The following is a 23,875-nucleotide window of genomic DNA, read 5'->3' on the forward strand; positions in this document are numbered from 1 at the left end:
TTGGCGTCCCGGAACCACTGAAGAAGGAGGGGCGCGTGCGACCGACTCTCGCCGCCGAACAGGTACGGGGCAGCCTCGGCCAGTACCTCTCGACGACGTACGCGCTGGCCGACGAGGGCACCCGCAGTGCCCTGGAGCACTTCCTCGCCGACGCGGACGACGGCATCTTCCGCGGCCCCTACCTGCGGATCCGAACCCCGTTCCGGTCGGCCGAGGACAACAGCTGGCAGCGGCATCTGACGTGGTTTCCGCGCCCCTTCCGGCCCCACCGGCACCAGGAACAGGCCTGGGAGCGGCTGTCCACCCTGCACGGACCCGCCAGGCCCACGTTGGTCACCACCGGGACCGGATCCGGCAAGACCGAGTCCTTCCTCGTCCCCCTGATCGACCACTGCCTGCGCGAGCGCGAGGCGGGTCGCGAGGGCGTCAAGGCCGTCCTGCTCTACCCGATGAACGCGCTCGCCACCGACCAGGCACATCGCATCAACGACTACCTGGCGGGCGACGACCGGCTGAGGGGCACGGTCCGGGCCGGTCTCTATATCGGGGACACGGCTTCGCAGGAGTTCAAGCAGTCGGTGCCCGAGGTCGCCGTCGACCGGAACGAGATCCGGCGTACGAGGCCCGACATCCTCATCACGAACTACAAGATGCTCGACCTGCTCGTGCAGCGGCCCGAGGACCAGCGACTGTGGGAAGGCTCCTCGCTCGCCTACGTCGTCCTGGACGAGTTCCACACGTACGACGGCGCACAGGGCACCGATGTCGCGCTGCTGCTGCGGCGGCTCGGCGCCGTCACCGGGCTCGCCGAGCCGGGCCGGCCGCTCGGCCCGGTGTGCCCGGTCGCCACGTCCGCGACCCTCGGTGAGGGCGGCACCGACGCCTCCGGCACCGCCATGCTCGCGGTTGCCGAACAGGTCTTCGGCGTGCCGTTTCCCGCCGACGCGGTCGTGGCCGAGGACCGGCAGAGCATCAAGGACTTCGCCGGAGAGACCGACTTCTCGCTGCCGTTCCCCTCCCCGCACGACGTGCTGGAGCAAGGAGACCCCACCCGCGACAAGGATGCCGTGGACCGGCTGATGGCGGCCTTCACGCACGAAAGCGGACTGAGCCCGCAACAGCTGGGGGAAAGGCTGCGCAGCCACCGGCTGACCGCCGCCGTGCTGGAGATCCTGGACGGCAGCCCCCGCACCATGGCCGACGTACTCGAAGGGCTGCCCCGGTACGCCTACCACTGGGGCATGGCCGTCCAGCAGCGGCCCAAGGCGGCCGCCGACGCCCTCGCCCGCTACATCGCGCTGCTGTCGATGGCCCGCGACCCGAAGGATCCCGAGCGGCCCCTGCTGTCGATCGAGATCCACCACTGGGTGCGCTCCGTGTCCCGGGTCCTGCGCGGAGTCGGCCCCGCACGGGCCGAGTTCCGCTGGGACGACGAACGCATCAAGCCCCTGGGTAGGCCGGTGCCCGAATCCAGGTCCGGTACCGATTCCGGGGCGGCGCTCCCCGAACCTGCCGACGAACGGCCGACGGAACCCGGCGACGACAGTGCCCCGCCGCCCGCCCAGACCTTCCTGCCTGCCATCTTCTGCCGCGAATGCGGACGCTCCGGATGGGCGGCGCTCTCCCCGGAGGCCGACCCCGCCACCCTGGACCTGGACGCGGGCCGGATCCGCCTCGCCTCGGTGGGACGGGACAAGCGGCGGGTCCGCAACATGATCGCGGCGACCGGCGCCGAAGCGTTCAGGACTGCCTTCGCCCGGGAGCCCGTCCGCAGTGGCTCCACCGTCATGCGCTTCGAGGCGGATTCCGGGCGCCTCGTCCCGCTGTCGCCCGAGACGGACTTCGAACCCGGGCACGCTGACTCCGGCACCCCACGGCCTCCGAAGCCCCTGCACGACGCCGCCTTCGTCGTCGTCGACCTGGCCGGCGACCGGGCGGCCGAACAGGACCGCTGCCCCGCCTGCCGCACCGTCAACAGCATCCGCTACCTCGGCACCGGACTTGCCGCACTCGCCGCCGCCTCCCTCACCCAGCTCTTCACCGGCGGCGAACTCGACAAGGACCTGGGCGAGGACAAGACCCTCCTGTTCAACGACTCCGTCCAGGACGCCGCCCACCGCGCCGGATACGTCGCCAGCCGCTCGTACACCTTCTCGCTGCGCTCCCTGATCGCCCGGCGCATCGACGAGGACACCCCCGTCGCGCTGAACGACCTCGCGGCGGACATCATCGAGGAGGTCGCCGACCGGCAGGACGTACGGGCCGCCGTCATTCCGCCCGACCTCCATGTCGTCAAGGGCGTCGACACCCTGCTGTCAGGACGCAGCCGGGGCTCCAAAGCCACCTGGGAGCTGATCGCCCAACGGCTCGCCTTCGCCACCACCCTGGAGTTCGGGCTCCGTTCCCGCCAGGGCCGCACCCTCGAACTCACCCGCACCGTCGCCGCCGACGTACCCCTGCCGGACACCGACGCGGTGGCGGCCCTCGTGTGGGAAGTTCTGCGCACCACGCCCGGTGACATCGCCCTGCCCGACGGCTCCGTACCCGGACCGGAACGCCTCGTCGGCTTCGTCCGGGGCCTCCTGGAGCGGATGAGGACCCGGGGCGCGATCCGCCACCAGTGGCTCGACGGATGGATCGACCAGGCCGGAGTGCGCCGCTGGCCGATCTGGGGCGGCCGGGCCCCCGGTATGCCCGCCTTCCCGCCCGGCGTCTCCGCGCCCGCCTTCCTGCTCGGCAGCCCCAAACAGGGCAGCGACGACTTCGACGTACTGACCGGGCGGCTCGGCTGGTACCAGGACTGGGCCGTCCGTGCCCTGGGGTTGCGCCGGGAAGCGGCCGGCGACTTCCTCGTACGACTGCTGCCCGCCCTCGTCGACCTGGACGTGCTGTCCGTACGCACCGCGGTTGACGGCAGCACCCGCGTCTACGGGCTCCAGCCCGGCCATATCCAGGTCCGCAAGCTCGCCGACGACGTCGTCGCGGATGCCACCGTGCATTGCGAGGACTGCTCCTGGCAGCAGGTTGCCCACCCCGACCTGGCTGATCAATGGCACGGCCAGCCGTGCCCCCGCTACCGCTGTGGCGGAATCCTGCGCACCGGCCGCGACACCGGGGCGGGCCTGCGGCAGAGGGACTTCACCGAGGACTTCTACCGGCGGATGTACCGCGACGCCGGGGTCTTCACCATCAACACGGCCGAGCACACCGGCACCCTCGGCCGTGCCGAGCGGGAAGCCGTGGAGAAGGCGTTCCGGGCGGGCGTACGGTCCCACTACACCAATCCGCAGGTCCTTTCCTGCACGCCCACCCTCGAACTCGGCATCGACATCGGCGACCTGTCGGCCGTCGTCCTCGCCTCCCTGCCCAAGGGTCCCGCCAACTACGTGCAGCGGGTGGGCCGGGCCGGCCGCTCCACCGGTAACGCGTACCTGCTCACCATGGTCGACCGGGGACCGCGCGACCGGTACTACCTCGACGACCCGACACAGATGATCGCCGGTGACATTCAGCCCCCCGGCTGCTTCCTGTCCGCCGTCGCGATCCTGCGCCGCCAGTATCTCGCCCATCTGCTGGACCTCGCCGGTGCCGGGAGGCTGCGCACACAGGACGGGGAAGGCACGGTTCAGCCGCTGCTCCGACTGGCCACCGCCCTCTTCGGCACGTACGGGTGGCTCGACGAGTTCAAGGCTGCCGCGCTCGCCGACGGACCGCGGCTGGTCGAGACCTTCCTGGGCCTGCTGCCTCCGTACGACGAGGCGCGCGGCACCGGCGTCAGCCCCGAAGCCGCCGCCGCACTGCGCACGTTCGCCACCGGCCGCCCCGGGGACGCGACCGACGACGAAACCCTCGCCGGCGTCCTGAATGAGGCAGAGGCCCGATGGGCGGAGCGGCGCGGCGACATGCAGCGCCGTATCACCGCGATCGACCGCGCGAACGCCGAACTCGTCGCGGGCGACCCCGAACACCAGCGGCGCGCACGCGAACTGCGCGCCGAACGCCGTGCTGTCGCACGACGGGCCGGCGAAATCGCCAGGGACACCGCGCACAACGCGCTCGTCGACTTCGGCCTGCTCCCCAACTACAGCCTCGCCGACACCGTTACCGAACTCGAAGCCACCCTCACCTGGCGGGAGACAGGGGATGACGGCCAGGAGACCTACGAGAGCAAGGTGCTGCGGTACGAACGCTCAGCCAAGCTCGCCCTCACCGACCTCGCCCCCGGCAACCACTACTACATCCAGGGCTACCGCCACCACATCACCGGCCTCGACATCGGCAGCCCCGAACGTCCCGCTTGGCGCTGGTGGCGTGTCTGTCCCGACTGCGGCCACGTCCGCGACGACAACGCCCGCCAGGACACCTCGCTCTGCCCGCGCTGCCGGTCACGGGCCATCGGTGACATCGGCTGCCTCCACCGGGTCCTGGAACCCCACCGGGTCCACTCCCGCGACGCGCGCGACGACATCCGGGTCCGCGATGACACCGAGGAGCGGCGGCGTCGGCACTACACGACCGTGGCCGCCGTCGACATCCCGCGCGACAAGGTCGATCAGGCCTGGGAACACAAGAACGCCGTGTTCGGGTGGGAGTTCAGCCGGCAGGCGACCATCCGGCACATCAACGTCGGTGCCTCCCGCGTCGAACCCGGAAACGGAGCCGGGGACGCCTTCGCCGGGCAGGAAGTCCGCCTCAACCCCTTCTGGGTCTGCGAGTCCTGCGGATTCGCCGACGCCGACGGCGGACCGGCGCAGCAGGACGCCCTGGTCCCGGTGAAGACCGCCTCGTACCACCGGCCCTGGTGCCCCAGGGTTCGGGAGGCCGCGCCGGCGGGCCAGGGCAACGGGGGAGTGCGGGTGCTGCTCGCACACCGGCTGCGCACCGAGGCCTTGCGCATCCTCATCCCCGCCGTCACCGCCCACACGCAGGAGCGGCTGGTCTCCTTCAAGGCGGCTCTCCTTGCGGGTATCGCACGTAGTTACGGCGGTGACCCCGACCACCTGGCAGTCGTCACCGACTCCGTGCCCGACCGGGAAGGTGCCGACGCCGAGGTTCGGCGTCATTTCCTCGTCCTGTACGACACCCTGCCCGGCGGCACCGGCTATCTGCACCGTCTCGCCGGGCGCGACGGGCTGCGCGAGGTGCTGGCACTGGCCCGGCAGACCATCCAGACCTGCGTCTGCGTCAAGGAGAACAGGCCGGTCTGCCACCGCTGCCTGCTCCGGCACGTCGCAGACAGCGAGTACGCGATGGTCTCGCGGGACGAAGCCCTCGACATGCTCGGTGAACTCTTCGGCGAGACTGGCGGGGACTGGGTGGTCAAGAAGGCCACCACCACCCAGGAGATCAGTCTCGTCCCGCAGTTGGAGAGCGAACTCGAAGCGCTGTTCCGGCGCGGGCTGCTCGCCTGGGCCGAGAAGGTCGACGAGGTGAGTGTCCGCACCGCACACCGGCCGGACGGCGAGCACGCCACCGTGCTGCGCTTCACCGCACCCGACGGCACCGTCAGCGGGTGGCAGATGGAGACCCAGACCGACCTCGGTTTCACCCGCCCCGACGTCGTCTTTCGGTCCCTCGACGACGACAAGCGACGTGTCGCCGTCTATCTCGACGGCTACCGCTACCACGCGAGCCCCGCCCACAACGAGATCGCGGGCGACGCCGCCAAGCGCACCCGGCTGCGCGCCGCACACGGGTGGCAGGTGTTCCAGTTCACCTGGGACGACGTACAGGTATGGACGGGGCGCAGCCCGGCCCCCGCCGACCCGGTGTGGCACCCCTACCAGAACACCGCGCAGAAGACGGCGCTCGACGTTCACCGGCGACTGCACGGCGGCGATACCCGCGACCTGCCGCGCTACGTATGGGCCAACCCCGTCGAACTGCTCATCGGCTACCTGACACGCCCCCAGGCACCGCTGTGGCGCTGCTGCGCCCAGAGTGCGCTTGCGGGTTTCGCCGCCGTGTCCGCGACCAGCAGGGCGCTGGCCGACGGGCCCGCCGTCGCCGAACGCATCGGTGACGCACTCGGCGGGAAGCGGCTCTCCGGTGGAAAGGGCGCCGTCCAGATCATGGCTACCCGGGACGCCTCGGGCTGCCCGCTGACTGTCGCGCTCGACCTGCGGCAAGGACAGGCAGGGGCCGTGTGGAGCGCCCTCGCCGTCCTTGACGACAGCCCCGCCGCCCTCGGCGGCGACGAGGCCGCTCACCGCAGGCGCTGGCAGGCCTGGCTGTACTGGACAAACCTGCTGCAGTTCCTCAACGACGGGGAAGGCGACGGCATCCAGCTGGCCGCAAGTAGCCTGGACGGATTCGACCCGCTCGAACTCGCCGTCACCGGCGGCGCGGGATGGCTCACCACACAGCGCCGGGTCCACGAGTCGACAGACGGGACTCCGGCGGCCGAGACCCCGGCCGCCGTGCCCGCCTCACGCGACGAGGCATGGAACGAGGTCATCGAGTACCTCGTCGAGGCCCCCGGGCTGCCCGAACTTGCCGCTGCCCTGGCCGACAACGGCATCCCCGCACCGCAGGCCGGTTACGAACTCGGCGACGCCGCATGGCCCGCCGAACTGGCCTGGCCACACCACCGTGTCGGCGTCGTACTGGCCCATCGCACCGGCGCCGACGGTGCCGTCGACCAGGACGCCATCGACCGTGACGAGGCCTACCGGCAAGCGGGCTGGTTTGTCCGCACCGCCACCGAGTGGGACGTACGGGAACTCGGCGACATTCTGTCCGCGCCGCCCGCACATGACCCGAACCACGACGAGGAGCACGACCGATGACCAGCCCCGCCGTGCCCGCGGAAGGCGTCACCCTGCGTCTGCTCGACAAGGCGGACCGGGAGATCGCCGAGCTCGATCAGAAGACCCTCGGGGCGGTGTACGGCTTTCAGCGCGACTTCCGCAAGGACCCCCGCTCCGGGGGCTTCGACCTCAGACAGCACACGGACGACGGACGCCTGTGGTCGGCATGGGTGGACCGCCAGGACCACACCTACCGGGCGCTGCTCCTGCGCCTGACGGACAACGACTGGCTGCTCGTCTCCGTCAAGCACCGGGAGCACATCGGCGAGCATGTCGACCGGCTCGCCTACGGCATCAACCGGATCACCGGCGCGATCGACTACGTCGACCTCAAGGACGTCGCGGACGCCGTGCCCGAGGAGACAGCGCCCCACCCGGACAGCCCCCGGCCGTTGTTCGCCGACTACCGCGCCGAACAGCTCGCAGGACTCGGGGTCGCCGAGCCCCTCATCTCCATCGTCCTGAAACTGACCACCGACGACGAGGTCCGGGGCCTCGCCACATACGCCCCCCGGCACACTGCCGAGGTCCTCCTCCGACTGCGGGACGGCACGCCGTACGAGCTGGTCAGGCAACAGGTCACCGAACCCGTTGCCGTCGCCGCGTCGGATCAGGCGTTCGACGTGGACGACTGGCAGGCGGCCGGTGAACGCTCACCGGCCGTCGTCATCACCGACGACGAGTCTCTGCAGAGCATCATCGAGGAAGGCAACTTCGGTCGCTGGAAGATCTTCCTCCACCCGACCCAGCGCAAACTTGTGGACCGTACCTACAGCGGCTCCGCCAAGGTCGGCGGCGGCCCCGGCACGGGCAAGACCATCGTGGCGCTCCACCGGGTCAAGCACCTGGTCGATCAGTTGCCGTCCGGCCACACCAAGCCGGTCCTGTTCACCACTTTCAACAAGAACCTCGCCGCCGACCTTCGTGCGCGGCTGCTCTCCCTCGGCGGCCTCGACACACTGGCCCGCGTGGAGATCGTCCACGTCGACCAGCTGGCGACCCGGGTCGTACGGGAAGCCGACCCCGGCAGTGCCAAGCGGCGCATCGACGACGGCCAGGCCCTGCGCGAATGGCGGCAGATGCTGGTCGAAGCCGGCGAGAGCCGCTGGGAGGCCGAATTCCTGAGCGACGAGTGGAACCAGGTGGTCCTCGGCCAGGCCGCACACACCCGCTCCGACTACTTCCAGGCCCGCCGAGCCGGACGTGGACGCAGCGTGAATCGTGCCGAACGGGCCCAGATCTGGCAGCTCACGGAACGCTTCACTCAACGCCTCGACCTCAAGGGCCTGGAGACCCACCGGCAGGTCGCCGAACGCGCGGCTCGGCTGGAGATCGCCCGTAAGGCCAAGATCGACGAGGCCCAGCAGACGAAGGACGACAACGGTGGCCTCGGCAACATCCACGTCGAATCCGGCACCGGCGCCTGGCTGCGTTACCGCTACCGGCACATCGTCGTCGACGAGGCACAGGATCTGAGCCCCGCCCACTGGAAGATGCTGCGGGCCATGGTCCCCACCGGGCCCGACGACATCTTCCTCGTCGGCGACACCCACCAGCGCATCTACGACAACCAGGTCACCCTCGGCAGCCTCGGCATCAACATCCGTGGCAGATCGGCCAAACTCACCCTCAGCTACCGCACGACCCGCGAGATCCTGGGCTCGGCACTCGGCGTCCTGGACGGCACGGAGTACGACGACCTCGACGGCGACACCGATGAACTGTCCGGCTACCGCTCCGTGCTGCACGGCCTGCGCCCCACCCTGCGCTCCGCGCGGAGCTGGGAGGAGGAGCTGGACCTGGTGGCCGACCAGGTACTTGCCTGGCACGACGCCCCCCGCGAATCGGTGGCGGTCTGCGTCCCCACGAACGACATGGTCACCCAGGTCGCCTACCGGCTGAAGCAACGGGGCATTGAGCCGACCGAGATCACCCCGGAAGGCCCGAAGAAGCCTGAGGGAGTACATATCGGCACCATGTACCGCTTCAAGGGCCTGGAATACCAGCGCATGATCATCGCGGGCGTCTCTGAGGGCCTGGTCCCCCGGGCGTCGGTGGACCAGTGGGAACGCACCGACCGCACCCGCCACAAGCGCGAACTGCAGCGCGCCCGCTCGCTGCTCTTCGTCGCGGTGACCCGCGCGCGGGACGCCCTCGCGATCTCGTGGAACGGAGAGCCGAGCCGTTTCCTGACGCCCTTGCGGGCGGCTGCCACCGATCGGAACCAGTGACCGCCACACCGCAGGACGTTGGAGCGGGATCACGCATCGGGACGGAGCCTCCCGGCCTCGGGCGTAAAGTCCCAAAGTCTCACGGGTGTCACCGCCCCTCGGTGAAACCTGCAATTACGCTGGTCAGGTGGGGTGCAGTGGCCCTTCGGGCAGGACCCGATCAGATGTCGCGGAAGATCTCGATCTGCGCGCCCACGGAGTTGAGCCGCTCCGCCAGCTCCTCGTAACCGCGGTTGATGACATACACGTTGCGCAGTACGGACGTGCCCTCCGCCGCCATCATGGCGAGCAGCACCACCACGGCGGGCCGCAACGCGGGCGGGCACATCATCTCAGCGGCGCGCCAGCGGGTCGGGCCCTCGACGAGTACCCGGTGCGGGTCCAGGAGCTGCAGCCTGCCGCCGAGGCGGTTCAGGTCAGTGAGGTAGATGGCCCGGTTGTCGTAGACCCAGTCGTGGATGAGGGTCTGGCCCTGAGCGGAGGCGGCGATGGCCGCGAAGAAGGGCACATTGTCGATGTTGAGCCCGGGGAACGGCATGGGGTGAATCTTGTCGATCGGCGCCTCCAGTTTGGAGGGGCGGACCGTGAGGTCGACCAGCCTGGTACGGCCGTTGTCGGCGGCGTACTCCGTCGTACGGTCGCAGTCGACGCCCATCTCTTCCAGTACCGCGAGCTCGATCTCCAGGAACTCGATCGGTACCCGGCGGATCGTCAGCTCGGACTCCGTCACCACGGCGGCGGCGAGCAGACTCATCGCCTCGACCGGGTCTTCGGAGGGGGAGTAGTCGACGTCCACATCTATGTGCGGAGCGCCGTGCACGGTCAGTGTCGTCGTGCCGATGCCGTCCACGCGTATGCCCAGTGCCTCCAGGAAGAAGCACAGGTCCTGCACCATGTAGTTGGAGGATGCGTTACGGATGACGGTCGTGCCGTCGTGCCGGGCGGCGGCCAGCAGTGCGTTCTCGGTCACGGTGTCCCCGCGCTCGGTGAGCACGATGGGACGGTCGGGCGTGACCGAGTGGTCTATCTGCGCGTGGTAGAGCCCCTCGGTCGCGGCAATCTCCAGCCCGAACCGGCGCAGCGCGATCATGTGCGGCTCGATGGTCCGCGTACCGAGGTCGCAGCCGCCCGCGTACGGAAGCTTGAACGTGTCCATCCGGTGCAGCAGCGGGCCGAGGAACATGATGATGGAGCGGGTCCGGCGGGCGGCGTCCGCGTCGATGGCGTCCATGTCGAGCCGGGCGGGCGGGACGATCTCCAGATCGATCCCCTCGTTGATCCACCGGGTCCGCACGCCGATGGAGTTCAGCACCTCCAGGAGGCGGTAGACCTCCTCGATGCGGGCCACGCGGCGCAGCACCGTACGGCCCCTGTTGAGCAGTGAGGCGCAGAGCAGCGCCACGCACGCGTTCTTGCTCGTCTTGACGTCGATGGAGCCCGAGAGCCGACGCCCGCCGACCACCCGCAGGTGCATGGGCCCGGCGTAGCCGAGCGACACGATCTCGCTGTCGAGTGCTTCACCGATGCGCGCGATCATCTCAAGGCTGATGTTCTGGTTGCCGCGCTCGATGCGATTGACGGCGCTCTGACTGGTGGCGAGCGCTTCGGCGAGCTGGCTCTGTGTCCAGCCACGATGCTGACGCGCGTCACGGATGAGCTTGCCGATGCGTACGAGGTAGTCGTCTGACATGACGAAAGGTTATCTCAGATATGAGATGAGACCTGGGGCGGGGTGGGCCGTTCGGGTGACGGCCGTGTGCAGGCACGGCAATGGTCCGGCCGCGAGCGCGTGACGAACGGTGCGAGTCACGGATGTGCCGTGCGTTCCATGCTCCACCGGGCTCGTCGGGACGGCGCGCGGTGTACGTCCGTCCGGGGTGGACGTACACCGGCCTCGGCCGGCCCCCGGGTCAGCCCTCGAAGCCGCCTTCGGCCAGGATCGCGTCGTCCCGCCGCAGGCGGTGCTTTCCCGCGCCCACCGCGCGACCGCTGTGTCCGTCGGGCGACGGGAGGAGTGCGGCGGCGAGACCACCGAACGGCCCGACCGGCCGGGGCGCACAGGTCCGGCGGTCACCGGACTGACGGCCACGGAAGCCCGGACTAGGCTCGCCCTGTATCCACGATGTCCGTGATGTCGATTTCTTCGGCGGGACGTGCCGCGGGGGAGAGTCCCACTCGCGCGAGGAGCCTCCATGACCGACCGTACCCACACCGTGCTGGCAGGCCTCGACGGCATCGGCTCCGATCTGGAGGGCATCTACAAGGACCTGCACAGACACCCCGAACTCGGCTTGCGCGAGCACCGCACGGCGAAGAAGGCGGCCGACGCCTTGCGGAACTTCGGCTACGACGTCACCGAAGGCATCGGCGGAACCGGGGTGATCGGCATCCTGGTCAACGGCGAGGGCCCGATCGTCATGGCCCGCGCCGACATGGACGCCCTCCCGGTGCGCGAACAGACCGGTCTGCCCTACGCCTCCACGGCCACGGCGACCGGCGACGACGGCACCGAGCAGCCCGTGATGCACGCCTGCGGGCACGATGTGCACGTGACCTGTCTGATCGGCTGCGCACGGCTGATGGCCCAGGCCAAGGACGCCTGGCGAGGCACCTTCGTAGCGCTCTTCCAGCCCTCGGAGGAGAACGGTGACGGCGCCGACGCCATGATCGACGACGGCTTGACGTCGAAGGTCCCCCGACCCGACGTGGTACTCGCCCAACACGTCCTGCCCTATCCGGCCGGCTATGTGGGCACTCGCTCCGGATCGTTCCTGTCGGCCGCCGACAGCCTGCGCATCACCGTGCACGGCCGGGGCGCGCACGGCTCCATGCCCCAGGCCGCCGTCGACCCCGTGGTGATGGCCGCGATGGTCGTCGTGCGCCTGCAGACCATCGTCTCCCGGGAACTGGCCGCCACCACCCCGGCCGTCGTCACCGTGGGCAGCATCCATGCCGGCACCGGCCCCAACGTCATCCCCGACCGCGCGGTGATCCAGCTCAACGTCCGTACCTACGACGACACCTCGCGCACCCAGGTCCTGAACGCGATCGAGCGGATCGTCGAGGCCGAGAGCCAGGCGTCCCGATCACCGAGGGCACCCGAGATCGAGAGGACCGCCACCTTCCCTCCCACGGTCAATGACGAGGCGCCCACCCGGCGCGTCGCCGAGGCGTTCGCCGCCCACTTCGGCGACGACGCGCACACCATCGACCTGCAGACCGCCAGCGAGGACATGAGTGAGATCCCCAAGGCGTTCGGCGCACCGTTCACCTACTGGGGCATCGGAGGCATCGACCCCGACCTGTACGCCGAGGCCGCCGGGCACGGGACCGTCGCCCAGGACATCCCGGTCAACCACAGCCCCGCCTTTGCCCCTGTCGTCCAGCCGACCCTGGACACCGGTGTCAGCGCGCTGACGGTCGCCGCCCTCGCGTGGCTCGGCAGGTGACCCGGTGGCCGGCGCCCCGCCGCGAATGGCGGTCGGCCGCGGTTGACCTGTCGCAGTGAAGGTTGAGCGATTCTCATCGAAGGCTGAGTGAGTGTGCGGCGGCTGGTTCGGCCTCTGGTGAACGTCGCGTTCGTGAGGGCGGTCTCTCGCTATGTTTCGCGCATGACTGATCACCGCTCGGTTGACGTTGCAGGGGTCCGGCTTGCTTATCAGGTCTCGGGGCCGCCGGATGCTCCGCCGCTCCTCCTGTTGCATGCTCTGGGGGAGGATGCTGCGGACTGGGACGTCGTTGCGCCGGTCTTCGCCGGTGGTTGGCGGGTCTATGCCCTTGATCTTCGTGGCCATGGCCGAAGTGATTGGCCGGGGGAATACTCGCTGCAATTGATGCGGGATGACGTACTCGGCTTTCTGGATGCGCTGGCTCTTGGCCGGGTGGATCTGATAGGGCACTCGATGGGTGGGATCGTTGCCTATTTGTTCGCCGAGGAGCATCCGCAGCGCGTGGGCAGGCTCGTCCTGGAGGACGTTGGGGTGCCGCGGCCCCGAAAGCAGTCCACTCCGACCAGGCCGGATGGAAAGCTGACGTTCGACTGGGAGATGGTGCTGGCAGTCAGGAGGCAGGTCGACACGCCCGATCCGGAGTGGTTGGAGCGACTCAGCGAGATCACGGCGGAAACCCTGGTTGTGGCCGGCGGTCAGGGAAGCCATGTCCCCCAGGCGGGGATCGCTGAGTTGGCGGGCCGTGTTGCTCAGGGGCGAGTCATCACAATTCCAGCCGGGCATCTTGTCCACCATGCCGAGCCGGAAGCATTCGCGGAGGTGGTTCTGAAGTTCCTGCGGCCATCGGGAGATGGCTGTAATGATCTCAAACCTGAGACAAAATATGCTGGTTGGGCCAACCTTCCGAATGGGAAGCAAAGGGTCGTCATCGAGGACTGTTGACGGAAAAGGTGCTGAATCGTCGTTAGTGAAAAGCAGCCTGCCTCATCGCGGACACTTGCTGCTTCACAAGATCCAGCGGCCAGCTCGGTCCCTTGCCCCGGCATGGCAACTACCTTGTTTCGGGTGCGCCTTTGTCGCTCGAATGCTGGTGGAGCCGTGCTTGTTTGCGCATGTGGTAGAGCTTGGTGCAGCAGGAGGGGGAGCAGGTCAGACGTATTTGGTTCATGCGGCCCGGTTTTAGAAGTCATCTCAATTGGTTAGTGCGCCTCGACGAGTGAGAGCCAGGTGCTGTTCGGTCCAGGCGCAATGGCTTGACCGTGATGTGAGACTTGCAGCATGGATATGGGGCGTGAGTCGCGGTGGGAAAAGGACGCAATGACGGTGGAGATCGTTTTTGCTCTGGTGACTGCCGTCGTGCTGGCTGCGGCGGTCTTTGCCGTCGCTCTGGCTCTCGCACTAGCTTTTGGCGTCTCCGGTCCAGCGTGGAAGGGCGCGTTGGTGGGGGGTGCGCTGCTCGGAGCGGCGGCCGGAGTGTGGCGTCTGGTGCGGGTGCTGCGTCGGTTCGACGCACAGCGCCGTAGAGGTCACTGACTGCGGGCCTCCTCCTTGGGGTCGGTAGCCTGCCGGCGTGGGGATTGTTCAGCGGCTGGTGCCGGATGAGTTGTGGGAGTTGTTCCAGCGTGTGGTGCCGGAGGCACCCTCGCGGCCTCAGGGTGGCGGTCGGCGTCGGCATGGCGACCGTGAGGTGCTGGCGGCGATCGTGTTCGTGGCAACCCCTGGGTGCACGTGGCAGCAGCTGCCCGCCGCGTCGTTCGGGCCGTCCGGGGCTACGGCGCACCGCCGGTTCACTGAGTGGTCGAAGGCCAGGGTATGGGCGAAGCTGCATCGTCTGGTCCTCGACGAACTCGGCTCGTCACCGCCCGAGCGGACACTGCGAGCACCGCCCGCACTTGTCCGGCGAACCGGACCAGATCGCCCACTCCGATCGCAGCCGGCCTCGACAGCCTGCGCATCTGGCTCCCTTCACCGCGGGTGCCCGGCCGCGGACGCAGCAGCAAGCCGGGGCTCCGACTCTCCGACTGAGGCCCGGTGGCAGTTCCATCCGATGTGTGCACCACCGTGCCACCGGCCAGCAAGGCCCCGCCGAGGTCAGCGCGTAGTACCCCGGTCCACATCAGGTGGAACAGCGCCGGCAGGACACGCAGGACGTCCCCGGCCTCCCTGGCTCCTGCCCGCAGCCCATGAGGCTGCCGGAAGACCTCCACCAGACGCTCGACGACGTCGGTCTCACGGCCGCACCGCCCGTGCCGGTAGCGGGCCAGCCACCGCAGATTCGCCATGAACACCGGATCCGGGACACCGACGTGCGCAAACTCCCAACCCACCGCCGAACAGGCCCGCTCGGTCGCGGCGAACGCTTCCGCGGTCCGCTCGTCGACATCGTCCTCGGCACGGACATCGGCCACCCGGGCGCGTCCGTCGGCCGGCCGTACGAAGTAGTCAGGCGCGTGCCGCCGCTTCTCTTCCTCCTCGCGCCAGTGCAGCCAAAACGGCTGTGTGGCGATCTCCACCACGTCCGGGGCGAAGTCCAGCAGGATCAGCCGGTCCCGCTCCAGTCACGACTCGTAGCCCACATGGCCGCCGGTGGTCACCGCGTAGTACCAGCCCGCGAAGCTGCGGTCACCTTTGTTCCACCGGTAACCCGCGTACGGGCGCTACGTCCTCGAACCGGACACCCCACTCGGAGCCCAACACGGTGCGACGACGCCGACCGCTGTCGAAGAAGTCCAGGTCAAAGGCGCCCAGCACAGGATCGACGTACGCGCGTACCGGTTCCCCCACCGTCTCCCCAGACAGTCAGCCTTAAACGATCACTCAACCTTCGGTGAGAAAACCCAGCGGTCACCAACCTTCGGTGACGACGCTCAACCTTCGCTGCGAGAGATCAGCGGTGCCCGCACATGACCGCGCTACGGTGATGTACTAGAGTTATCTCGACATCGAGATATATGCCGAAGGCGCACCGCAGTCCGCCACGAGGTAAGGGTTGCCTAACTAAGCCTTGCCTCAGCGGATGGTCGAGGGGCCGTAGGCGGCACCACGCGGCGCCCGCCGTAATGAGGCGCGGCGCGGAGTACGCGCACATTGATGAAGGAGACTGTCGTGTCGGCGAACAGCTTCGACGCCCGCAGCACGCTGCGCGTGGGCGACGAGTCGTACGAGATCTTCAAGCTGGACAAGGTCGAGGGCTCCGCGCGCCTCCCTTACAGCCTGAAGGTGCTGCTGGAGAACCTGCTCCGCACCGAGGACGGCGCGAACATCACCGCCGACCACATCCGGGCGCTCGGCGGCTGGGACTCCCAGGCGCAGCCCAGCCAGGAGATCCAGTTCACGCCGGCCCGCGTGATCATGCAGGACTTCACCGGTGTGCCGTGTGTCGTGGACCTCGCCACCATGCGTGAGGCCGTCAAGGAGCTGGGCGGTGACCCGGCCAAGATCAACCCCCTCGCCCCGGCCGAGCTGGTCATCGACCACTCCGTCATCGCCGACAAGTTCGGCACCAACGACGCGTTCGCGCAGAACGTCGAGCTGGAGTACGGCCGCAACAAGGAGCGCTACCAGTTCCTGCGCTGGGGCCAGACCGCCTTCGACGAGTTCAAGGTCGTCCCCCCGGGCACCGGCATCGTCCACCAGGTCAACATCGAGCACCTGGCCCGTACGGTCATGGTCCGGGGTGGCCAGGCGTACCCCGACACCCTCGTCGGCACCGACTCGCACACCACCATGGTCAACGGCCTCGGTGTGCTGGGCTGGGGCGTCGGTGGCATCGAGGCCGAGGCCGCGATGCTCGGCCAGCCGGTCTCCATGCTCATCCCGCGCGTCGTCGGCTTCAAGCTGACCGGCGAGCTGAAGCCCGGCACCACCGCCACCGACCTCGTGCTGACCATCACCGAGATGCTCCGCAAGCACGGCGTCGTCGGCAAGTTCGTCGAGTTCTACGGAGAGGGCGTCGCCGCCACCTCCCTCGCGAACCGCGCCACCATCGGCAACATGTCGCCGGAGTTCGGCTCCACCGCCGCGATCTTCCCGATCGACGACGAGACGCTGAAGTACCTGCGTCTGACCGGCCGTGACGAGCAGCAGGTCGCGCTCGTCGAGGCGTACGCCAAGGAGCAGGGCCTCTGGCTCGACCCGGCCGCCGAGCCGGACTTCTCCGAGAAGCTGGAGCTGGACCTGTCGACGGTCGTCCCGTCGATCGCCGGCCCGAAGCGCCCGCAGGACCGCATCGTCCTCGCGAACGCCAAGGAGCAGTTCGCCCAGGACGTGCGCAACTACGTCTCCGAGGACGAGGAGTCGGGCAAGGAGTCCTTCCCGGCCTCCGACGCCCCGGCCTCCTCCAACGGTGTCCCGACGCGCCCGACCACGGTCACGGCCCCCGACGGCACGACGTACGAGATCGACCACGGCGCCGTCACCGTCGCCGCGATCACCTCCTGCACCAACACCTCGAACCCGTACGTCATGGTCGCCGCGGCGCTCGTGGCGAAGAAGGCGGTCGAGAAGGGCCTGACCCGCAAGCCGTGGGTCAAGACCACCCTCGCCCCGGGCTCGAAGGTCGTCACCGACTACTTCGACAAGGCGGGCCTGACCCCGTACCTCGACAAGGTCGGCTTCAACCTCGTCGGCTACGGCTGCACCACCTGCATCGGCAACTCCGGCCCGCTGCCGGAGGAGGTCTCCAAGGCGGTCAACGAGCACGATCTGGCCGTGACCTCGGTGCTCTCCGGCAACCGTAACTTCGAGGGCCGGATCAACCCCGACGTCAAGATGAACTACCTGGCCTCCCCGCCGCTGGTCGTCGCGTACGCCCTCGCCGGTTCGATGAAGGTCGACATCACCAAGGACGCCCTGGGCATCGACCAGGACGGCAAGCCGGTCTACCTCGCGGACATCTGGCCCTCCGAGGCCGAGGTCAACGACGTCGTCGCCAACTCCATCGGCGAGGACATGTTCAACAAGTCCTACCGGGACGTCTTCGCGGGCGACGCCCAGTGGCAGGCGCTGTCGATCCCGACCGGCAACACCTTCGAGTGGGACTCGCAGTCCACCTACGTGCGCAAGCCCCCGTACTTCGAGGGCATGACGATGGAGACGACCCCGGTCGAGAACATCTCCGGCGCCCGGGTGCTCGCCAAGCTGGGCGACTCGGTGACCACCGACCACATCTCCCCGGCCGGTGCGATCAAGGCCGACACCCCGGCCGGCAAGTACCTCACGGAGCACGGCGTCGAGCGCCGTGACTTCAACTCCTACGGCTCGCGCCGTGGTAACCACGAGGTCATGATTCGCGGCACCTTCGCGAACATCCGCCTGCGCAACCAGATCGCCCCGGGCACCGAGGGTGGCTTCACCCGCGACTTCACCCAGGCGGACGCTCCGGTGTCGTTCATCTACGACGCCTCGCAGAACTACCAGGCCGCGGGCATCCCGCTCGTCATCCTGGCGGGCAAGGAGTACGGCTCCGGCTCGTCCCGCGACTGGGCCGCCAAGGGCACCGCGCTCCTCGGCGTCAAGGCCGTCATCGCCGAGTCCTACGAGCGCATCCACCGCTCGAACCTCATCGGCATGGGCGTCCTCCCGCTCCAGTTCCCGGAGGGCGCGACCGCCGAGGCCCTCGGTCTGACCGGCGAGGAGACCTTCTCCTTCACCGGCGTCACCGAGCTGAACAACGGCACCACGCCGCGCACGGTCAAGGTCACCACCGACACCGGTGTGGAGTTCGACGCGGTCGTCCGCATCGACACCCCCGGTGAGGCGGACTACTACCGCAACGGCGGCATCATGCAGTACGTGCTCCGCAGCCTGATCCGCAAGTAGACGATCCGGCAGGGCAGTGGGCCGCACCTCTTCGCAGGACGAAGGGGTGCGGCCCTTTCCCGTACCGGCTCACCGTTGCGCGGTCACCGTCAGAGCGACTTGGGCGAGGTGTAGCCGACGACGTACGATGCCACCGCCGACTGCTTGGTGTTCTTGTAGTTGAGCTTCTCGCTGGAGTTGCCCTCGACGGAGAAGTACGCCTTGTACTTGGTGCTGTACGCGGTGAGGACACCGACGTGGTCGATGACACCGTTCCTGTCCCAGTCGTAGCTGACGACATCGCCCTTCTTGGGCACGTAGCCGCCCTTTTTTGCCACGTCGGCGCGAGAGTGCCAGGTGTGGTTGGTACGCCCGTAGTCGCGGAAGGAAGCGGCGGACGCGTTGAGCCCCGTGACCTTCGCGCCGCCCCAGTACCAGGTGTACTTCGCGAAGTCGGAGCACCAGGCGCGGGACTTCCACTTCACGGGGGTCCAGGTCTTGACCCAGGTCTTGTTTTTCTTGACATACATGTAGCCCTTGCTCGTGCCGCAGGTGGCGCGGTTGGTACCGGTGCGCGAGGCGCTCGTGCCGTCGAAGCGGCGGTTGCGCGAGTCGGTCCAGAAGCCGGTGTAGAAGTTGCAGTTGTTCTTGGCGTTGGCGCCGTTGGCCGCGCCCTCGAACTTGCGCTTCTTCACCTCGGCGTTGGTGCTGGTGTACTGGCCGAGCGCCTGCGCGGCTATCTTGTTGCCGACCGTGCTGGCGGTGCCGACCGTGCCGGCGGTGCCGGCCTGGACCGCGGTCGCGGGGTACGTCGCGACCCCCAGGGTGAGCGCGGTGCTGAGACCCGCCGTCGCCAGGGCATGGCGAATACGCATGTGTGCTCCTTGAGTTCGGAATGTCGTCCTGCTCCTCGGCAGGCGGGTCCTCGGCTGCCGGCTTCGCTGTCTCCTCCGGCAGCCCGTCACCGAACCTGTCCGACGGGATGACCACCACCGTGCTCGGCCGACCCTGTCCCAACCTTGGAAAGAGCTTGAAACAGCTGCTCGGAGCCCTCGGCCTCGGTCTAGGATCGCGCCGGGGGGTGGGTGGCGTGGCCGTGGAGTTCCGCGTGCTGGGAGGGGTCGAGGCCCGGGTCGACGGCCAACGGCTGGACCTGGGGCCCGCACAGCAGCAGCGCGTTCTGGCCGTGCTGCTGCTCGAAGCCGACCAAGTGGTCACGGCGGACGAACTCGTGGACCGGGTCTGGGGAGAGCGAGCCCCGCAACGCGCCCGGCCGACGCTGTACAGCTACCTCTCCAGGCTGCGCCAGGCGTTACGCGCCGCGGGCCAGGACGCGCGGATCGCGCGGCGGTCGGGAGGATACGTACTGACCGTCGCCGCCACGACTGCCGACCTGCACCGCTTCCAGGCCCTCTCCGCCAGGGCCAGGACCACCGCGCAGGCGGGGGACAAGACAGCGGCGGCGCGCCTCTTCGAGGAGGCTCTCGCTACCTGGCAGGGCGACCTGTGCCCCGGCATGGACACCCCGTGGTTCAACTCCCGGCGCGAGGCGGCGCAGGTCGAACGCCTCGCGGCCGTGCTGGACTGGAGCGATCTCCAGCTGCGCCGCGGGCTCCACACCGAGCTGGTGACCGTGCTGGCCGGCCTCGCCGAGGACAACCCTCTGGACGAACGGCTTGCCGGACAGCTGATGCTCGCCCTCTACCGCGGCGGACGCCCCGCCGACGCCCTCAACCACTACCAGGACCTGCGTCGTCGTCTCGTCGAGGAGTTGGGCATCGACCCGGCGCCGCCGCTGCGGAGCCTGCACCAGCAGATCCTGATCTCGGATCCGCGGCTCGCCCCGCCGACGCGCGACGCCGCGTCCGACCCGGTGCACACCACCACGACACACCCCAGACAACTGCCCGCTCCGCCGCCTCTGCTGGCCGGCCGGGACAGTGAACTGGTGCGCCTGGACAAACTGTTGGCACCGCAAGGCGAGCCGCACAGCGGGACCGTGCTGATCGCCGCGATCTGCGGCACCGGCGGCGTCGGTAAGACCTCGCTGGCACTGCGCTGGGCCCATGGCTGGCAAGAGCGCTTCCCCGACGGTCAGCTGTTCGCCGATCTGCGGGGCTTCACCCCCTCCGGTGAACCGGCCGACCCGTACACGGTCATGCGCGGTTTCCTGGAAGCCCTCGGCGTCGATCCCGGGAGCCTTCCCGCCACCCCCCAGTCCCAGGCCGCGCTGTACCGAAGCCTCACGGCAGGCCGGCGCCTGCTCATCATGCTCGACAACGTCCGTGACACCGACCAGGTGGTGCCCCTGTTACCGGGCAGCCCCACCTGCACGGTCCTGATCACGAGCCGACACCGGCTTCCCGGCCTGGCCGCCTCCCACGGCGCCGTCCAGCTCACCTTGGAGACGCTCGACCGCGCCGAGGCGCGCGACCTGCTCGTCCGCCGCATCGGTGCCGACCGGATCGCCGCGGAACCCGCGGCGGCGACGGAACTCCTCCACCACTGCGCCGGGCTCCCCATCGCCATCAGCGTCCTCGCCGCCCGCCTCACCACGAACCCGATGCTCACCCTGACCGCCCTGGCGTCCGAACTCCGGGAAGCGGAGACCCCGCTGGACGCCCTGGAGACGGGCGAGGCGAACGGTGACATACGGATCGTCTTCGCCTCCTCCTATCTCGCACTCGACACCGATTCCGCCCGGGTGTTCCGGCAGATCGCCCAGGCACCCGGGGCGGACATCGGCCTGCCCGCCACCGCCAGTCTCACCGGCCTGCCGCTTCCCCGCCTCCGTACCCGGCTGCACCGCCTCCAGGCCCACCACCTCGTCCAGGAACGCGTCCCCGGCCGCTTCACCTGCCACGACCTGTTGCGGGCGTATGCCCTGGAGCTGGCGGAGACCGTCGCCCCCGCCGGTGAAGCGGATGCGGCACTCACCCGCGTTCTCGACCACTACGCGCATACCGCGTACGCGGCCGACCGGCTCCTGCTGCCCTACCGCGACCCGCTCGCGCCGGCGGCGCCGGCGGACGGCACGCGCCTTGAGGAATTCGCCGACGCCGAGCAGGCCATGGCGTGGTTCGCGCGCGAGCACACCGTGCTGACAGTGGCCGTCAACCACGCGGTACGCGCCGGACGCGATGCCCAGGCATGGCGGATGGCATGGGCGATCACCACCTTTCTCGCCCGCCGGGCGTGGTGGGCCGACGTCACCGCCGTGCACAGCACCGCGCTCGCCGCCGCGGTTCGCCTCGGGGATCCGGCCGCCCAGGCGGAGTCCCGTCGCGCGCTCGCCTGGGCCTGCACGGAGACTGGGCGCTACGCGGAAGCCCACCAGGAACTGGCCCACGCGCTGGCCCTCGCGGAGACGAACGGCGATCTCCTCTCTGCCGCCCACACCCACCTCGCCCTGGGCTGGCTGTACGAGCGCGACGGTGACCAGCTCGCCGCTCTGCGGCACGATCAGAGAGCCGTCGAACAGTTCACCTCGATCGGAAACCTCCCTGGACGGGCCCGCGCTCTGAACGCGGTGGCCTGGGACCACACCCAGCTCGGGGACCATACCGCGTCGGTACGCCGCTGCCAGGAGGCGCTGGCCATCCAGCGGGAGCTGGGCGACGAGCGAGGCCAGGCCAACACCTGGGACACCCTTGGCTACGCCTACCACCAACTCGGCGAACACACGAAGGCCATCGACTGCTACCAGCACAGCCTGGACCTCAACCGTGCACTGGAGCACCGCTACAACGAGGCCTTGACACTGGTCCACCTGGGCCAGACCTACCGTGCGACGGAAGCCGTCGAAACGGCCAGGGGCGCCTTGCGCGAGGCCCTCGGCATCTACCTTGAAATCAACGCTCCCCATCCCGAAGTGAACCAAGTCCGTGCACTCCTGCGCGAACTCGACGGTCCACCGGATCCGGACGGTCCGGACAGCCCTTAGCCTCGCTGTTCGGCCACGATGACGTGGTGTCGGAAATGAGTTGACCGGCGAGGCCCCGGGCCGATCGTATGAACCCCGGCCGGCGACCGTCGCCACTTCGGCCCCGGGCACGCCGTCGTGCGGCGAGTGCCCCATGGGGTCGTCACCTGCTTTCCCGAAGGGTGCTCATGCAGCGGTTCCGCGAATTCCTCGCCGACGACGGATCCGCGTTGTGAGTACGGCCCTTCGCGTCGGGCGCAGCGGCTGAGGTTGCCGCTCTAGCGCTTGAGGCTCTGCACGAAGGCCGCCCAGACCGGTGCACGGAAGGGCAGGACCGGGCTGTTGGTCAGTTTGGTGTCGCGCACGGGGACGAAGCCGGGGACGTTGTCGGCGACCTCGACGCAGCTTCCGCCATCTCCGTTGCTGTAGGACGAAGTTCGCCAAGCGGCACGGCTGAGGTCGGGCGTGCTGTTCATCGGTCGCAGTCCTCCGCCGCCGAGGCGATCAGTGCCAGGGACGCCTCCGGCGACAGTGCGACGGCCCTGGCCAGATCGTATGCCGATCGATACTGCGCCACCAGAGCCGCATCTTCGAACAGCCCGATGTACGTACCCGAGCAGAACACCTTGTCGCCCAGCTCGCTCCGGGACATCCCGGCGGCCTCACGCAAGCGGCGCAACTCGGAACCGTAGAAGGAACGGGCGTCGGTGTACGGGTCGAGATACTTGGGCTGCGGCATAGGCCGCAATGCAGCGGCGCGCGGATGCATCGCACCGGGAAACCTGGAAGGCGCCACCCGCAGGTGTCCACCGCTGCCCGGGCCCCGAGGGCGAGCCGCACCCGTCGCCGGCCCGGTGGAATGCGATCGTGGGCCCGCGGGTTCACGACAGCGACAGCGGCATCGGCACAGAAAGAGCGGAACCATCATGGGCGAGTTGATCCTGATCCGGCACGGTGAGACCGAGTGGTCACGGTCCGGGCAGCACACGAGCCACACCGATCTGCCCCTGACCCCCTTCGGCGAACATCAGGCCCGCGCCCTGGCCCCGCTGCTCGCCGACCGGCAGATCGCGCTCACCCTGGTCAGTCCCTCGGTACGCGCCCGGCGCACCGCGGAGCTCGCCGGGCTCACCGCGCCCCGCATCACACCCGAGCTGCGTGAGTGGGACTACGGCGGCTACGAAGGGGTGACCACCGAGGAGATCCGCCGCACCCGCCCCGAGTGGAATCTGTGGACCGACGGGGTCGCCCCCGGCCCCGAGGCGCATCCCGGCGAGACACCCGCCGAAGTCGGTGCGCGTGCCGACCGGGTGCTGGCGGAGGTCGTGCGGGACGCGAGCCGCGATACGGACGAGGACATCGCGCTCGTCGCCCACTCCCACTTCCTGCGCGTGCTCACCGCCCGCTATCTCGGCCTGACCCCGGCCGAGGGCACGCTGTTCCAGCTCGCGACGGGGGCGGTCTCGCGGCTCGGCACCGAGCACGGCAGGCCGGTTCTGACGGCGTGGAATGTGACATTGCCCGAGAGCTTCTTCCCTCGGGCCGTTCCGGAAGGCCCGGAGCGGGACTGAGCGGAGCCCGGCCGTGCCGTCGCGCGGCTGCCCCACGAGCAGGCCGACGGCCGGTACCTCGGGGTGAGGTACCGGCCGTCGGCCGTGACGCGGG

At 69.2% G+C, this 23,875-nt stretch carries 13 protein-coding genes and 1 pseudogene; 9 read left to right on the top strand and 5 right to left on the bottom strand.

What is annotated here, in order from left to right; all coding sequences use genetic code 11:
• The first annotated feature begins 35 nt into the window (after positions 1–35).
• Positions 36–6,788 (top strand): DEAD/DEAH box helicase, encoded by a 6,753-nt coding sequence (locus ACFVV1_RS09595; RefSeq protein WP_389987028.1) that lies wholly within the window; start codon positions 36–38, stop codon positions 6,786–6,788.
• An 11-nt stretch (positions 6,789–6,799) separates the two neighbouring features.
• Positions 6,800–9,040, top strand: coding sequence for a UvrD-helicase domain-containing protein (locus tag ACFVV1_RS09600; RefSeq protein WP_389987329.1), 2,241 nt, complete (start codon positions 6,800–6,802; stop codon positions 9,038–9,040).
• 160 nt (positions 9,041–9,200) lie between these two features.
• Here the strand turns inward: ACFVV1_RS09600 and ACFVV1_RS09605 are convergent, their stop codons facing one another.
• Positions 9,201–10,730 carry a helix-turn-helix domain-containing protein gene (locus tag ACFVV1_RS09605; protein WP_389987030.1) on the bottom strand — a complete coding sequence of 510 codons (1,530 nt, stop codon included), beginning with the start codon at positions 10,728–10,730 and terminating at the stop codon, positions 9,201–9,203.
• Between the two features lie 502 nt (positions 10,731–11,232).
• On the opposite strand from ACFVV1_RS09605, the gene ACFVV1_RS09610 reads away from it, so the two are divergent.
• The 4 genes and pseudogenes from ACFVV1_RS09610 to ACFVV1_RS09625 form a co-directional block, all read left to right on the top strand.
• Positions 11,233–12,489 carry an amidohydrolase gene (locus tag ACFVV1_RS09610; protein WP_389987033.1) on the top strand — a complete coding sequence of 419 codons (1,257 nt, stop codon included), beginning with the start codon at positions 11,233–11,235 and terminating at the stop codon, positions 12,487–12,489.
• Between the two features lie 162 nt (positions 12,490–12,651).
• Positions 12,652–13,431, top strand: coding sequence for an alpha/beta fold hydrolase (locus ACFVV1_RS09615; protein WP_389987036.1), 780 nt, complete (start codon positions 12,652–12,654; stop codon positions 13,429–13,431).
• 336 nt (positions 13,432–13,767) lie between these two features.
• On the top strand, positions 13,768–14,022 hold the full coding sequence (locus ACFVV1_RS09620) for a DUF6332 family protein (protein WP_389987039.1): 255 nt from the start codon (positions 13,768–13,770) through the stop codon (positions 14,020–14,022).
• A 37-nt stretch (positions 14,023–14,059) separates the two neighbouring features.
• Positions 14,060–14,344: pseudogene (locus ACFVV1_RS09625) on the top strand (transposase); the annotation flags it as partial.
• On the opposite strand, the gene ACFVV1_RS09630 reads toward ACFVV1_RS09625, so the two are convergent.
• A complete protein-coding gene (locus ACFVV1_RS09630) occupies positions 14,277–15,005 on the bottom strand; it encodes a TnsA-like heteromeric transposase endonuclease subunit (protein WP_389987042.1) in 729 nt (242 codons plus the stop codon). The pseudogene ACFVV1_RS09625 and the gene ACFVV1_RS09630 overlap by 68 nt on opposite strands.
• Positions 15,006–15,594: 589 nt before the next feature.
• On the opposite strand from ACFVV1_RS09630, the gene acnA reads away from it, so the two are divergent.
• A complete protein-coding gene (gene acnA / locus ACFVV1_RS09635) occupies positions 15,595–18,309 on the top strand; it encodes an aconitate hydratase AcnA (RefSeq protein WP_389987045.1) in 2,715 nt (904 codons plus the stop codon).
• An 89-nt stretch (positions 18,310–18,398) separates the two neighbouring features.
• Here acnA and ACFVV1_RS09640 read toward each other — a convergent pair whose 3' ends face one another.
• Positions 18,399–19,163 (bottom strand): CHAP domain-containing protein, encoded by a 765-nt coding sequence (locus ACFVV1_RS09640; protein ID WP_389987048.1) that lies wholly within the window; start codon positions 19,161–19,163, stop codon positions 18,399–18,401.
• Between the two features lie 215 nt (positions 19,164–19,378).
• Here ACFVV1_RS09640 and ACFVV1_RS09645 point away from each other — a divergent pair, with 215 nt between their 5' ends.
• Entirely contained in the window at positions 19,379–22,231 is a 2,853-nt protein-coding gene (locus tag ACFVV1_RS09645; protein ID WP_389987051.1) for a BTAD domain-containing putative transcriptional regulator, read from the top strand.
• A gap of 257 nt (positions 22,232–22,488) precedes the next feature.
• On the opposite strand, the gene ACFVV1_RS09650 is transcribed toward ACFVV1_RS09645, so the two are convergent.
• Both ACFVV1_RS09650 and ACFVV1_RS09655 read right to left on the bottom strand, forming a co-directional pair.
• Positions 22,489–22,686 carry a DUF397 domain-containing protein gene (locus tag ACFVV1_RS09650; RefSeq protein WP_389987054.1) on the bottom strand — a complete coding sequence of 66 codons (198 nt, stop codon included), beginning with the start codon at positions 22,684–22,686 and terminating at the stop codon, positions 22,489–22,491.
• Positions 22,683–22,949, bottom strand: coding sequence for a multiprotein-bridging factor 1 family protein (locus ACFVV1_RS09655; protein WP_389987058.1), 267 nt, complete (start codon positions 22,947–22,949; stop codon positions 22,683–22,685). Before ACFVV1_RS09655 ends, ACFVV1_RS09650 begins: the two co-directional genes overlap by 4 nt.
• 187 nt (positions 22,950–23,136) lie before the next feature.
• Between ACFVV1_RS09655 and ACFVV1_RS09660 the strand changes: the two genes are divergently transcribed.
• On the top strand, positions 23,137–23,781 hold the full coding sequence (locus ACFVV1_RS09660) for a histidine phosphatase family protein (protein ID WP_389987061.1): 645 nt from the start codon (positions 23,137–23,139) through the stop codon (positions 23,779–23,781).
• Positions 23,782–23,875 lie beyond the last annotated feature (94 nt).

Source organism: Streptomyces sp. NPDC058092 (assembly GCF_042884935.1).
Lineage (GTDB): Bacteria > Actinomycetota > Actinomycetes > Streptomycetales > Streptomycetaceae > Streptomyces.

Coding starts and splice junctions, on each gene's coding strand:
- ACFVV1_RS09605 (WP_389987030.1), bottom strand. CDS start 10,730: ATGTCAGACGACTACCTCGTACGCATCGGCAAGCTCATCCGTGACGCG.
- ACFVV1_RS09610 (WP_389987033.1), top strand. CDS start 11,233: ATGACCGACCGTACCCACACCGTGCTGGCAGGCCTCGACGGCATCGGC.
- ACFVV1_RS09615 (WP_389987036.1), top strand. CDS start 12,652: ATGACTGATCACCGCTCGGTTGACGTTGCAGGGGTCCGGCTTGCTTAT.
- ACFVV1_RS09620 (WP_389987039.1), top strand. CDS start 13,768: ATGGATATGGGGCGTGAGTCGCGGTGGGAAAAGGACGCAATGACGGTG.
- ACFVV1_RS09640 (WP_389987048.1), bottom strand. CDS start 19,163: ATGCGTATTCGCCATGCCCTGGCGACGGCGGGTCTCAGCACCGCGCTC.
- ACFVV1_RS09650 (WP_389987054.1), bottom strand. CDS start 22,686: ATGAACAGCACGCCCGACCTCAGCCGTGCCGCTTGGCGAACTTCGTCC.
- ACFVV1_RS09655 (WP_389987058.1), bottom strand. CDS start 22,949: ATGCCGCAGCCCAAGTATCTCGACCCGTACACCGACGCCCGTTCCTTC.
- ACFVV1_RS09660 (WP_389987061.1), top strand. CDS start 23,137: ATGGGCGAGTTGATCCTGATCCGGCACGGTGAGACCGAGTGGTCACGG.